The following is a 13,526-nucleotide window of genomic DNA, read 5'->3' as shown; positions in this document are numbered from 1 at the left end:
TTGACAATACGTGCTCGTTTTGACTGCCTGTTTTATTTATTGACCGTGTTTATTCTTATCCGGCTTGTAAATTCAATACTTAATAAGGCAAAATATGCGCCCCGCAAAACGGGGATGACTCATTTTTCGTTCATTGAACTACGCATTCTTCATTAAGCAAACCTTCAAATACCAGAGGCCGGGCTAAGTACCGGATAGATATTTACTTTCAGATACCGACAGTCTTGTCGCAAGGAATCATAAATGGTGCAGCACTCTTTATATGCAGCGTTCTCCGTCATGGGAAATCAACATCATGTCGGATAACCTCGTCACAGGGTCCCCTTCCCGCGTGGAATTACGTAAAAGTCTTACGCTGATTCCGGTTGTCATGATAGGTCTGGCCTATATGCAACCCATGACACTGTTCGATACGTTCGGTATTGTCTCCGGCCTGACGGACGGCCATGTGCCGACGGCGTATGCTTTTGCGCTGATCGCCGTGCTGTTCACCGCGCTGAGTTACGGCAAGCTGGTGCGCCGCTATCCTTCCGCCGGTTCTGCGTATACCTACGCGCAAAAAGCCATTCATCCTGTGGTCGGTTTTATGGTCGGCTGGTCGTCGCTGCTTGATTACTTATTCGCGCCAATGATCAATATTCTGCTGGCAAAAATCTATTTTGAAGCGCTGGTGCCGTCGGTGCCGTCGTGGATATTTGTCGTCGTACTGGTCAGCTTTATGACGCTGTCGAATTTGCGCAGTATCAAAACGGTCGCCAACATTAATACGCTGGTTGTTGTCTTGCAGATTGTGCTGATCACGGTGATCACCGGCATGGTGATTTATGGCGTGAATCACGGCACCGGCTATGGCACGCTCGCCAGCACCCAACCGTTCTGGGGTGAAAATGCGCATACCGTGCCGATGATTACCGGCGCGACCATTTTGTGTTTCTCCTTCACCGGTTTTGACGGCATCAGTAATTTGTCGGAAGAAACCAAAGACGCAGAACGGGTGATCCCGCGGGCGATATTCCTGACCGCTTTAATTGGTGGCGTGATCTTTATTGCGGCGACCTATTTCCTGCAACTCTATTTCCCGGATATCTCCAGCTTTAAAGACCCGGACGCCTCACAGCCGGAAATCATGCTGCAGGTGGCAGGCCGGGCGTTCCAGTTTGGCGCGCTGATTTTCTCCAGCATCACCGTGCTGGCCTCCGGTATGGCAGCCCACGCGGGCGTTTCCCGCCTGATGTATGTGATGGGCCGTGATGGCGTGTTCCCGAAACGCTTCTTCGGCTATATCCATCCGACATGGCGCACCCCGTCTTTCAACGTGCTGCTGGTCGGCGCCATTGCCTTGCTGGCGATTAATTTCGATCTGGTCACCGCCACGGCGCTGATTAACTTTGGTGCGCTGGTGGCATTCACGTTTGTGAACCTGTCGGTGATTTCGCAATTCTGGATCCGCGAGCAGCGCAACAAAACCGTTGTGGATCATATTCAGTATTTGCTGTTGCCGCTGTGCGGTGCGCTGACCGTTGGTGCGTTGTGGGTGAATCTGGAAGAAGGCTCGATGGTGCTCGGCCTGATCTGGGGCGCAATCGGCTTTATCTATCTGGCCTGCATGACCAAAAGCTTCCGCAATCCGGTACCGCAATACGAAGACGTAGCGTAACTCATCACTGGTGTGAAAATGGCTCCTGCGGGAGCCATTCTTGTTTCTGCCTACTGAATGCCGAACCCGCGCAGCAGCGCCGTCACTGCTGCTGCCGCAATAATAATCACCATCAGCGGCGCTTTTCTCCAGGCTAAAAACAACGCCACGCTGACGCCGGTGACCCGCGCGTATCCGGCGAAATGCTGACCTTCGAACAGCGCCGACGTAGCGGCCACCGCCAGCAATAAGGTGGTCGCCGCATCCGATAACATTGTCTGAGTTGCAGGGGAGAAATTCAGGCGTGAACCCAGCCGGTAACCGGCCACGCGCATCAGAAATGTTCCGGCGGCGAGCACCGCAATTCCCGCGATCATCAGGCTGTGTGAGGTCATTTTCGGTTCCTCCACGCCAGCAATCCGAGCAGGGAAAACAGCACCGGCATACCGGCCGGAACGAAAGGCACCGCAGCCAGCGAAATCAGCGCACCGGAGGTAGCGGGTATGCGCGTTCTGCGGCTGCGCAGCGCCGGGAAAATCAACCCCAGCAAAATGGCCGGGAACACGGCATCAAGGCCGATGGCTTTGATATCCGGAATGAACTGGCCGATGTACGCCCCGGCCATCACACTGACCGGCCAGAATAAGGCGATACCTGCACCGCATAACCAGTAGGCGGTTTTGCGTTTTTCATGGGTAGATTGCGAGATGCCAAACACCACGCTTTCATCGTTCATGATGTGACAACCCAGCCAGCTCATGGCTTTGCTGCCGACCAGATCCTTCACCGCAATCCCGAACGGTAAATGGCGCGCATTGACCAGCAATCCGGCCGCCGCCGCCGCAAACGGGCTGCCACCCCCGCCGACGATGGCGATAAATAGAAACTCCGACGCCCCTGCCAGCACCAGCAGCGAAAGCATCAGCGGCACCCACAGCGGGAAACCGCCTGCGACCGCCAGCGAGCCATAAGAAATGCCGACCAGACCATCGGCCAGACACACCAGAAAGATGGCTTTAAGCACATCATTCCCCAACGGTGAAAAGAAACGCGCAGACATAATTTCATCCCATAACGAACAAGTATCCATTATAATGAACGAATCTGTATCGTTCTTCAAGTCGAACGATCGTTCGTTATACTGATCATGAGGCGGTTATGTCACAACCTATTAGCGTTATTTCGAAGGGACTGGTTCGTGAACGCCAGCGGGCTGGCCTGTCACTGGCGGAAGTCGCCCGCCGTGCCGGTATCGCCAAATCGACGCTTTCCCAGCTTGAAGCGGGCAACGGGAATCCGAGTCTGGAAACCCTGTGGGCGCTGTGTGTGGCGCTGAACATTCCTTTTGCGCGACTGATGGAGCCGGAAGTGAATAAAATGCAGGTGATCCGCCGGGGTGAAGGTCCGGCGGTAGTGGCGGAACTGGCGGATTATAAAGCGGTATTACTCGCGACCTGTCCGCCCGCTGCGCGCCGGGATATTTATCTGCTGACCACGCAACCGGGCGCTGACCGTATCTCCAGCCCGCATCCGCAGGGCTCGGTCGAGCACATCATCATCACCCAGGGACGCGCCCTCGTCGGCCTGGTTGACTCACCGGTGGAACTGAATGCCGGAGATTACATTTCCTATCCTGCCGACGTCGAACATATCTTTCGCGCGCTGGAACCGGACACCATGGCGGTGCTGGTATCGGAGCAGAGTTAAGGTTTTGTGTTAATGATCAATCTGTGATCCCGGAGGTACTGCGCGGCAGATATATACAATAAAGAGTCTGGTTGCTGAGTTATTAATGCCCTACAATTTGCGCGGGAATTATTAATGGCTAAGGGATGACATGGCTGACATTGGTGATATTGCAACGCGCATTGCCGGGATTATTCTTTCCCCTGATTCTGTATATGGCCTGATAAACGGTGCACTGACCGTTCCGGTTGATTTTGGATACATGGTGTATGGGATATTTGATACCGGTTCACGTTACATACATGAAACGATGCGAATACGTATGGCGGATGCCATCAGAAACGATATTCTGAATCATCACCATATCTCTGAAGCCGTTAAGCTGGTTTTTACCGAGTTTAATAAATATGTTTCAGAAACTGAGCAAGACAAAATTTACAGGGCGGTTTTTACTTCATTCATTGGACGAATGGGAACCAACATAATAATTGCGCTGATAACTGCCTCAGTATTAGAACGAGTCTCTTTCATCTCTGCCAGTTTTCGCTATCAGCCGATATCTGCATTAACCGGCGTTTTGCTAATAGGAGGCATGACAGAGCGTTCAATACGAACATCAGAAGCTCTTGAAACTGAGGATCCTGAAGTCTATAAACTCCTCAGACCGAGGGATTACGACCTTCTATATTTTTTGTTTAAGCCTTCAGTACAACCCTTTGTCGATGCGATACATGTCAGGGTGACACAGGGGGAATCCGCATTCAGAAAGATAATGGACACGGTGAGGGGGAAACTCAATGCCGCATAATAACCCATTTATACAATTTATCCGGTCCCTGCTCTACATCGCTTATAAGATAATTACCTTCACAATAAGTCATAGTCTCGAAGCACTTATTGGCCCACTGATCGTTATTGGCTCAATACTTTGCATTATGTTTATCGAACCCTGGCCGGTGAAGTTTGTCAGCATCGGAGTATGGCTGGTGTTTCTCTATTTTCTGTCTAAGGCGATTGATAAAATCACTGGCAGAGATAAACGTGATAATTAACTTGATAAGGACATGATATGGCGGTTCCTATTCCCATTGGCATTATATCTATCAAGGTCATATGTAGGGATCATGCATTCAGGGAAACAATGAGGCGTAAAATAAATGTCAACCAATAGCCGCTTATTGGAATTTATTAATTTTCTGATTATCAAAGTAAAAAACATGGTGGCTTTTATAGTCTATCATTCGTTTGGCTTTGCATTTGCCCCGTTAGTTATTTTTGGCCCAATACTTTGCATTATGTTTGTCGAACCCTGGCCGATGAAGTTTGTCAGTATCGGAGTATGGCTGGTGTTCCTCTATTTTCTGTCAAAAGTGATTGATAAAATCACTGGCAGAGATAAACGTGATAATTAATTTCCTTGATAAGGCCCCTCCATTTGCAGGGCTCATATTTGATCCCTGCCTCAGACCGCCTTCTCAAAACGTAATCAGCTTCTTCGTCACGCTATTCTTCAGCAGCAGCATTGAAGACAACACTGAAAGCAGGAAAGTCAGCAGGATGACGAACAGTTTGGCGGTCAGGGAGTTGATCGGGATCCACTGGATTAATAAATTGAAAAAGGTGTAGTGGAGAATATAAACGCCGGTCATGGTTTTCCCCAGCGAACTGACCATTTCACTGACCGGCAACCGCGTGGCGTCCTGTTTCACGCCATTGGCCGCGATAATGATCAATACCACCAGAATATAGACCTGCGATCCGGTCAGAATAAAGCTGTTGCGCTCAAGGTTGAAGATGGAAAAGAAGAAGTGTTTTTCATAATACCAGGTGAAAATATAGACAAAAGGAATGGCGATGGCGGCGATTTTCGCCACCCGCGGGCGACCGTACAGGGCGGAAACCACCGGGTCATATAACAACTGGCCGGTCAGATAATAAAGTACCCAGGTCCAGATGCGGAACTGCGCGGGGGTTGAAAAAGATTTATGGTCAGTGAAATAGATCGCCAGCAGATCATACGCAAAGGAAAAAATCAGCAGGCTGGCGACCAGTGCCGCAAGAATAACCCGTCTTTTAGCCAGCCATTCCACCAGCGGATGAAAGGTGTAAATAATCACCAGCGTAAAGATAAACCACGGCTGAATCAGATAACCTTTCTGGTAAGGCTCCCATAAATAATAAATCGAAAACCAGAAAATGAAGAGGGTTAAGATGCTGCGTATTTTCTTCAGTTGCCATTCTGCCGTGTGCTGTGAACCGGCATCCATATAACCGGTGACCACAAAAAACAGCGGTGTGGCAATGGTGGAAATAAAGGTCAGGAAAGCCAGAATAGTGTCGTAGTTATAATTGTAATTGTCGTAAGTGTTATAAACGGTGAAAAAGGTCACGGCGGTCAGGCAGCCGAGCGTTTTAATAATATTCAGTCCCGTGGTGTTCATTGTGTACGTCGTTGTCCTTCACGATGGAAACAGTTGTAAATCACCGGCAGCGCCAGCAGCGTCAGCACGGTGGCAAATCCCAGCCCGAACATGATAACAACCGCCATGCTCTGGAAAAAGACATCAAGCAACAACGGCGCGAGGCCGAGCACGGTGGTAAACGCCGTCAGCAGGATCGGGCGCAGACGCGAAGTGGCCGCGTAGATAATCGCGTCGGTCTGGTTTTTCTCTTTTTTCTGCTGACCAATTTCTTCCACCAGCACGATGCCGTTACGGATTAACATCCCGCTCAGGCTGAGCAGGCCGATCAGCGCCATAAAGCCAAACGGAATACCGGTCAGCAGGAAGCCAAAGGTGACGCCAATCAGGGCCAGCGGCACGGTCAGCCAGATGGCGATGGCGTTTTTAACCGAGCTGAACATCAGGACGGTAATGATAAACATCATCAGTAAACCAACCGGCAGGGTGGTAAACAGCCCCTGCTGCGCCTCGGCGGAGTTTTCCGCGTCGCCGCCCCATTCGATGCTGTAACCGTGCGGTAATTTCAGCGCCTCAACCTGCGGTTTAATACGCGCCAGCATATCGCCGGAGGTTTCACCGCGGGCCGGATCCGGATCGGTCTGTACGGTGAGCACCCGCGAGCGGTCGCGCCGCATGATCAGCGGATCTTCCCATTCAACTTTAAAATCACTGACCACGTTACTCAGCGGAATAAATTGCTGACGCGTCTGGCTCCAGACCATGATATTGGCCATATGATCGACATCCAGTCGTTCCGATGATGGCGGGCGTAAAACAATCGGCATCAGCGTCGAGCCATCGCGGAAAATCCCCACGGTGCTGCCGCTGAAATTCATCTGTAATGCGCTGTCGGTTTCGCCTTTGTCCACGCCGAGTTCACGTCCCAGATACGGCGAAAATACCGGGCGAACCATTTTGCTGCGATCCTGCCAGTCGTTACGCACCCCGTCGGCCGCGCCGTCATCGAGGATAATCTTATCCACCTGACTGGCGATATTACGCAACTGGTCGGGATCGGAACCTTTGATTCGCACTTCAATCGCACTGTCACCGGACGGCCCGAACATGATGCGTTTCAGGCTGGCGTTGACTTCAGGATAATGATTGCGGATGTTCTGTTCGGTGCTGTGGGCCAGCGCAGCGATTTTCCGCTGGTCATCCATGCGCACCATAATTTGCGCATAGTTGGAATATTGCCGCTGGCCGTTGTAGGTGAGGATAAAACGCATCCCGCCCTGACCGACGGTGGTGACAGTGTTTTCCACGCCTTCCTGCTTGTTAATATCTTTTTCGATTTCACCGGCGATGCGCGCAGTGTAATTAATGTCTGTGCCGTAGGGCAGCCACAAATCGACGAAGAAAATCGGTGTATTAGAGGAAGGGAAAAAGTTCTGCCGCACGGAACCGAAACCCCATACCGAAGCCACCAGCAGCGCAGCCAGCACGCTGAGCGTGAGGGCCTGGTGTGCAAGCAGTGCGGAAAGCATCCGCCGGTAGACGCGAAATATCCTGCCACCGTAAGGGTCAATCTGTTCGTCCGGTTTTTTATCCGCCACTTTCATATTGGCGAAGGCCCATTTCACCAGGACCGGCGTCAGCGTCAGCGCGGTCACCCAACTGAGCATCAGCGAAATCAGCAGCACCTGGAACAGCGATTTACAGTATTCACCGGTCGAATCTTGTGACAGCCCGATGGGCGCAAACGCCAGAATGGCAATCACCGTCGCGCCGAGCAGTGGCAGCGCGGAACGCTTAATGATTTGCGAGATGGCGTTCATCAGCGGGTTACCCTGCTGGCGCGAAATCAGCACGCCTTCCACCACCACAATCGCGTTATCCACCAGCATACTGAGCGCGATAATCAGCGCCCCGAGCGAAATGCGCTGCAGTTCGATGCTGGACAAATACATGATCAGCAGCGTGCCGAGCACGTTCAACGCCAGCGACACGGCAATAATAATCCCGCTGCGTAATCCCATGAAAATCAGCAACACGCCGACCACAATTGCCAGCGCCATCAGGAAGTTAATGATAAAGCCGTCGACAGATTTCTTCACTTCGGCGGCCTGATCGTAAAACACTTTCAGCTGGATCCCGGCCGGTTTATCGGCTTCAAGCTGATGCATTCTGGCTTCTATCGCCCGGCCAATGTTCATGACATTCACGCCGGGAATATAAGAGACACCAATGGTCAGCGCATTACGGCCATTGGCGTGATAAATATTGCCCGGATGATCGGTGATCCCCTGCGAGATGGTGGCGATATCACGCAGATAAATGCTGTGCGTCGAACCGGCGGGGCTGATCAGCACATTATTCAGCTCGTCAATATTTTCAAAGCCACCGGTCGGATGCAAACGGATCGACTCGCTGCCGACCGTCATGCTGCCCGCATCTGACACCATATTCTGGCGATTCAGCACGTCGGCAAGGCGCGGCAACGTGACGCCATAAGCAGCCATTTTTGCCCGTGAAATCTCAATGTTGACCTGTTCAGGAAGGATGCCGCCAATCGCGACTTTACCCACGCCGGGCACCAGCACCAGTTCACGGCGCAGTTGTTCGGCATATTTACGCAGTTCCGGGTTGCTAAAGTTGTCGCCATAAATCGAGAAAAAATAGCCGTATACATCACCGAAATCATCGTTCACAAACGGCGGGCTGACACCGGGCGGAAACTGCAACGTGGCGTCGTTGACGCGGCGGCGCAGTTCATCCCAGATTTGCGGCAGTTCGGAGGAGTGATAACGGGAATCGATATTGACGGTGATTTGCGATAAGCCGACGGCAGAAATCGAGGAAATATTATCGACGTAAGGCAGGCGTTGCAGGGCATTTTCCAGCGGCAGCGTGACTTCTTCCTCAACCTGCTGGGATGACGCGCCGGGATATTGCACGGCAACCACCGCGGTTTTAATGGTAAACGCCGGGTCTTCCAGCCGCCCGATATTGAACAGCGCAATCAGCCCGCCCACGCCGAGCAGCAGGATCACCAGCCAGATGCGCGTCGGATTATTAATGAAGCTTTCGTTAATTCCCATCACAGACCCCGCTCTCTGGTCCAGATGCGAACCGGCTGCTGAGGGTGTAATTCCCCGACGCCCGCCGCCACCACTCTGTCGCCTTTTTGCAGTCCGGCGGTGATTTCAATGCCCTGAGACGTCAGCTCACCGACGGTGACTTTACGGTCTTCGACATGCAGGGTATCGCCTTCACCGGCCACCACCCAGACGTGCGCGTCATTACGCTGGCTGCTGTCCGGATTAAAAACGGCTTCGACCGGGATAACCAGCGTACTGACCGGCGTTGCCGTGGCGAGATTGGCCGGATTCACCGTGACGGTGCCGCTTAATCCGGCCACCGCCGGGAAGTTTTCCGGACGCGGCATGACCAGCGTCACCTGCCAGGTCAGCGTATTGGCTTCGCTGCTGGCGGTGTGTTCTTTATAGGTTGCGGTGAATTCCCGGTCGGGAAGGTTGTTGATACGCACCCGCGGGCGGTAATCGACATTGCGTACGTCCAGGCTGGTAAACAGATTTTCCGGCACGCTGAACACCACATCCAGCACGTCGGAACGGCTTATGGTTGCCACCGGCTGACCGGCGGCAACAACCTGATGATTGCGCACAGACAGCCGCGCAATGACGCCGCTGAACGGCGCAGTGAGGTTCAGATCGTTAAGTTCTTCCTGCGCAATTTTCAGTGCGGCAGCGGCGGAATCCCGGCTGGCTTTATGCACCTCGAGTTCGGCCTGCGACACCACGTTGCGCCGTGCCAGCGTCTGATAACGTTCAAACTGGCGCTGCGCCAGCGTGGCGGCGCTCTGACGATCGTTAAGGCGCTGACGGGCATCGTTGTTGGTCAGCCGGGCGAGAATTTGTCCTTGTTTTACCGCTTCGCCTTCGCGGACGTCCAGCGTTTGCAACTGGCCTGCACGTTTGAAAGCAATGTCGGTGTTATCACCGGCTAAAATGCGCGCCGGAAAAACGCGGGTGCTGAGCGGGCTGGCGGCTTCTGCCGTCGCAATTTTAACCTGTCGGGGCGGGGAGGGTGTATCCGGGGCTTTCTGGTCACAGGCGCTTATCAGAAATAGGATGAGCAGAGCGGGAGAGAAACGAATGTCCATAATACTTCCCCTCATAAACAACACACGAAATAATAAATTAAGACAGAATATATAAGGACATTTAATGTGCTGTGCCAATATATTATATCTCTGACCTATTCTTATTGAGACTCAGGTTATCTGTTGTTTTTGTTAATCTAATTGTTTTTTCAAAGCCGGGAATTAACACTATTTAACACGGTATATTATAGTTTATACAGCTTTACGTATCTTGCCAGAAATTAACATCACAATTCTTGCATTACCCGCATCATTCATGAACCCTTTCAGGGATCAAGGAGTCAGGCATCATGAATAATCCAGCGCCATATTCCGTGAATAAAACAACAGAAACACTGTGGTATCAGCAAAGCGTAGAAGAAAGCCTTACCGGGCTACAGTCCGGGCCTGACGGGCTCTCACCCGAAGACGCGAAAAATAAACTCCACCATTACGGTCCTAACGTCCTGCCGCAAAAAGAAGGTAAATCTCTGTTTATTAAGTTTATCTCGCACTTTAAAGATATTCTTATCTATATATTATTAGCGGCCGCTGTCGTCACGGCCATTATGGGGCACTGGGTTGATACACTGGTAATATTAGGTGTGGCGGTTATTAATGCTTTAATTGGTTTCATCCAGGAAAATAATGCTGAGAAATCATTGAAAAGCATTCAGAATATGCTTTCCAGTGAAGCGCTGGTATTACGCGGCGGACAACAGGTCACCGTCGGTACCGATGAAATCGTGCCGGGAGATATTGTTCTGCTGCGCCCCGGTGACAAAATCCCTGCCGATTTACGTCTGATTGACGTGCATAACTTACGTGTCGAAGAAGCCATTCTGACCGGTGAATCGACCGTGGTTTCGAAAAAGACCGGGGCGCTGGAAGGTGAGAAATCCATCGGCGACCGTAAAAATCTCGCGTTTTCAGGGACCACCGTCAGTTCCGGCACCGCCAGCGGCGTGGTATTTGCCACCGGCGGCCAGACCGAACTCGGCCATATCAATGAAATGTTGTCCTCCATTGAAGACAACAAAACGCCGCTATTGGTGCAGATAGATAAACTGGGGAAATCCATTTTTGTCATCATTCTGTTCATGATGGTGGCATTGCTGATTTTTGGTTATCTGCTGCGCGACATTCCGTTTGCCGAGCTGTTGCTGTCAGTGATCAGCCTGGCGGTGGCGGCGGTGCCGGAAGGGTTACCGGCGATCATTTCGATTATTCTTTCGCTCGGCGTACAGGCGATGGCGCGTTCCAAAGCCATTATCCGCAAGCTGCCCACGGTGGAAACACTGGGTGCGATGTCAGTGATTTGCTCTGATAAAACCGGCACGCTGACCATGAACGAAATGACCGTCAAGGCAGTGATTCTGGCGGATAATGTCTGGACGGTAGAAGGCAACAGTTACGAGCCGATGGGCAGCTTTTCCATTGCCGGTTCGGCGTCGCCGCTGCCTGCAGATTCTTCGCCTTTGCTGACCCAGTTCCTGCGAACGGTAGATATCTGTAACGACAGTACACTGTCGCAGGATGCGCAGGGGCACTGGGGCATTACCGGCGGCCCGACGGAAGGGGCGCTGAAAGTACTGGCAGCCAAGGCACATTTGCCAGAATTGCCGTTTAACCTCAGCAGTAAAATCCCGTTCGATTCTCTCTATAAATATATGGCGGTGGCCGGTGAGAAAAACGGCCAGTCGCAGATTATGCTGACCGGCGCACCGGACGTGCTGCTCAAACTGTGTCAGTTCCAGCAGACGCCGGAAGGGGCGGTGCCGCTGGATCACGCCTATTGGGAATCGGCGATCACGCAATATGCCAGCGAAGGGCTGCGCATGGTGGCCGCGGCCTGGAAGCCTGTTGATCAGCCGGTTGCTGCACTCGATCATCCGGAACTCAGTCACGGCATGGTGCTGATCGGCATTGCCGGCATGATGGATCCGCCGCGGCCGGAAGCGATTGTGGCGATTGGCGAATGCCAGCAGGCGGGGATCCGCGTCAAGATGATCACCGGTGACCATCAGGAAACCGCGATGGCGATCGGTAAAATGCTCGGTATCGGTAACAGCGAGAATTCCATCACCGGCTATGAGCTGGAGCATATGGATGATGCGCAACTGAGAACGGCGGCGAAGCAGTTTGATATTTTCGCCCGCACCAGTCCGGAACATAAACTGCGTCTGGTCAAAGCGTTGCAGGATACCGGAGAAATTGTCGGCATGACCGGCGACGGCGTGAATGATGCACCGGCGCTGAAACAGGCCAACGTCGGCATTGCGATGGGGATTAAGGGTACGGAAGTAACCAAAGAATCTGCCGACATGATCCTGGTGGACGACAACTTTGCCACCATCGCCAACGCGGTCAGGGAAGGGCGGCGGGTTTACGACAACCTGAAAAAAACCATCCTGTTTATTATGCCGACCAACCTGGCGCAGGGGCTGCTGATCATTATCGCCATTCTGATGGGCAATCTGCTGCCGTTAACACCCGTGCAAATCCTCTGGATGAACATGGCAACTTCCGCCACGTTGTCCTTCGGGCTGGCATTTGAGAAGGCTGAAAGCCGCGTGATGCGCCGTCCGCCGCGTAACGTCAGCGCACACGTCATGGATAAATACGCCATCTGGCGCGTGGCCTTTGTCGGGCTGCTGATTTCCATCAGCGCCTTCATGCTGGAAGCCTGGCTGCAGCCGCGCGGTTATGAGCCGGAATTCATCCGCACCGTGCTGTTGCAGACGCTGGTTACCGCGCAGTGGGTGTACATGATCAACTGCCGCGATTCGGATAACTTCTCGCTCAGCCGCGGTCTGCTGCACAATAAAGGCATCTGGATTGTCACCCTGGTGCTGTTTACGTTGCAGGCGATCATTATCTATGTGCCGCTGATGAACACGCTGTTCGGTACGCGTCCGCTGCCGTTCATCTATTGGATCATCGGCCTGATGATCGGTGTGGCGCTGTTTGTGATTGTTGAAATAGAAAAAGTGCTGACCCGCCGCTGGCGCAAAGCGAGTTAAGGCAAGCCCCTGGGATATTTTCCTCTCAGGGGCCTGTATATTACCGCAGAGAAAATACTCACCCGCTCACCTTCCCGCGCTTCAGTAGCCCGCACAAAAAACATCAACCAGCCGAAAGGCTGGTTTTTTATTGACCATACGTCTCACATTATTGTCTATAAACTCATCATATTGAAAAGTCTGGTTTTTTGATATTTATCCGAGTTATCTGATAGCCGTAGATTGGTAAATGTTAAAAAGCCTATTTTCCATACAAGGATTAATCGCCAAAAAGGCATTCATTTAAGAATGATCTTGGTATTTGCTATCATAAAAAATCAGATAATTATTATTATTTAACTGAAAATAAAGACTTAATGCTGCTTATGTCCTTTGTTAGGAATATTCTTGGTAAAAATATGGTTTACTTTGCAGGTTAATCGCTATGCATAGCTGTGTATAAAAGAGCAATAGTTTAGTTTTTATGAGCGATTTTTCAGAAAATGTCTCAATAATGAAATACAAATGTTTAGCTTTCGTAAAAAGCTAAATCTGAAATCATACTTAAAAAAGTGAAAAATCCTGTTTTAAAACAAAAATTCAGATAATTAAGTGCGTTGGTGGAGTTGTTTAAA

Annotated in this window: 10 protein-coding genes; 5 read left to right on the top strand and 5 right to left on the bottom strand. The window is 51.6% G+C overall.

Going from position 1 to position 13,526, the window contains the following annotated elements; genetic code table 11:
* The first annotated feature begins 295 nt into the window (after positions 1-295).
* Positions 296-1,657, top strand: coding sequence for an APC family permease (locus GW591_RS12960; RefSeq protein WP_013576898.1), 1,362 nt, complete (start codon positions 296-298; stop codon positions 1,655-1,657).
* A 50-nt stretch (positions 1,658-1,707) separates the two neighbouring features.
* On the opposite strand, the gene GW591_RS12955 is transcribed toward GW591_RS12960, so the two are convergent.
* The gene (locus GW591_RS12955; RefSeq protein WP_013576897.1) at positions 1,708-2,031 is read right to left on the bottom strand and encodes an AzlD domain-containing protein; all 324 of its coding nucleotides are present in this window, start codon (positions 2,029-2,031) and stop codon (positions 1,708-1,710) included.
* On the bottom strand, positions 2,028-2,696 hold the full coding sequence (locus tag GW591_RS12950) for an AzlC family ABC transporter permease (protein WP_013576896.1): 669 nt from the start codon (positions 2,694-2,696) through the stop codon (positions 2,028-2,030). The genes GW591_RS12955 and GW591_RS12950 overlap by 4 nt, the downstream gene beginning before the upstream one ends.
* 98 nt (positions 2,697-2,794) lie before the next feature.
* Between GW591_RS12950 and GW591_RS12945 the strand changes: the two genes are divergently transcribed.
* The 3 genes from GW591_RS12945 to GW591_RS12930 all read left to right on the top strand — a co-directional run bounded on the left by GW591_RS12945 (position 2,795) and on the right by GW591_RS12930 (position 4,734).
* Positions 2,795-3,343 (top strand): helix-turn-helix domain-containing protein, encoded by a 549-nt coding sequence (locus tag GW591_RS12945; RefSeq protein ID WP_013576895.1) that lies wholly within the window; start codon positions 2,795-2,797, stop codon positions 3,341-3,343.
* Between the two features lie 130 nt (positions 3,344-3,473).
* On the top strand, positions 3,474-4,130 hold the full coding sequence (locus GW591_RS12940; RefSeq protein ID WP_166860769.1) for a hypothetical protein: 657 nt from the start codon (positions 3,474-3,476) through the stop codon (positions 4,128-4,130).
* Between the two features lie 349 nt (positions 4,131-4,479).
* Positions 4,480-4,734 carry a hypothetical protein gene (locus GW591_RS12930; protein ID WP_013576892.1) on the top strand — a complete coding sequence of 85 codons (255 nt, stop codon included), beginning with the start codon at positions 4,480-4,482 and terminating at the stop codon, positions 4,732-4,734.
* A gap of 63 nt (positions 4,735-4,797) precedes the next feature.
* On the opposite strand, the gene GW591_RS12925 is transcribed toward GW591_RS12930, so the two are convergent.
* Genes GW591_RS12925 through GW591_RS12915 form a run of 3 tightly spaced genes read right to left on the bottom strand, consistent with a single transcriptional unit; the run spans position 4,798 to position 9,910 of the window.
* On the bottom strand, positions 4,798-5,763 hold the full coding sequence (locus GW591_RS12925; RefSeq protein ID WP_013576891.1) for an acyltransferase: 966 nt from the start codon (positions 5,761-5,763) through the stop codon (positions 4,798-4,800).
* On the bottom strand, positions 5,760-8,825 hold the full coding sequence (locus tag GW591_RS12920) for an efflux RND transporter permease subunit (protein ID WP_166860767.1): 3,066 nt from the start codon (positions 8,823-8,825) through the stop codon (positions 5,760-5,762). The genes GW591_RS12925 and GW591_RS12920 overlap by 4 nt, the downstream gene beginning before the upstream one ends.
* Positions 8,825-9,910 (bottom strand): efflux RND transporter periplasmic adaptor subunit, encoded by a 1,086-nt coding sequence (locus tag GW591_RS12915; protein ID WP_166860765.1) that lies wholly within the window; start codon positions 9,908-9,910, stop codon positions 8,825-8,827. The genes GW591_RS12920 and GW591_RS12915 overlap by 1 nt, the downstream gene beginning before the upstream one ends.
* A gap of 290 nt (positions 9,911-10,200) precedes the next feature.
* On the opposite strand from GW591_RS12915, the gene GW591_RS12910 reads away from it, so the two are divergent.
* A complete protein-coding gene (locus tag GW591_RS12910) occupies positions 10,201-12,912 on the top strand; it encodes a cation-transporting P-type ATPase (RefSeq protein ID WP_166860763.1) in 2,712 nt (903 codons plus the stop codon).
* Positions 12,913-13,526 lie beyond the last annotated feature (614 nt).

It is taken from the genome of Rahnella aceris, assembly GCF_011684115.1.
In the GTDB taxonomy this organism is placed as follows: Bacteria; Pseudomonadota; Gammaproteobacteria; order Enterobacterales; family Enterobacteriaceae; genus Rahnella; species Rahnella aceris.
The sequence above is the reverse complement of the archived record's forward strand: the minus strand, read 5'-3'. Positions and strand labels throughout refer to the sequence as shown.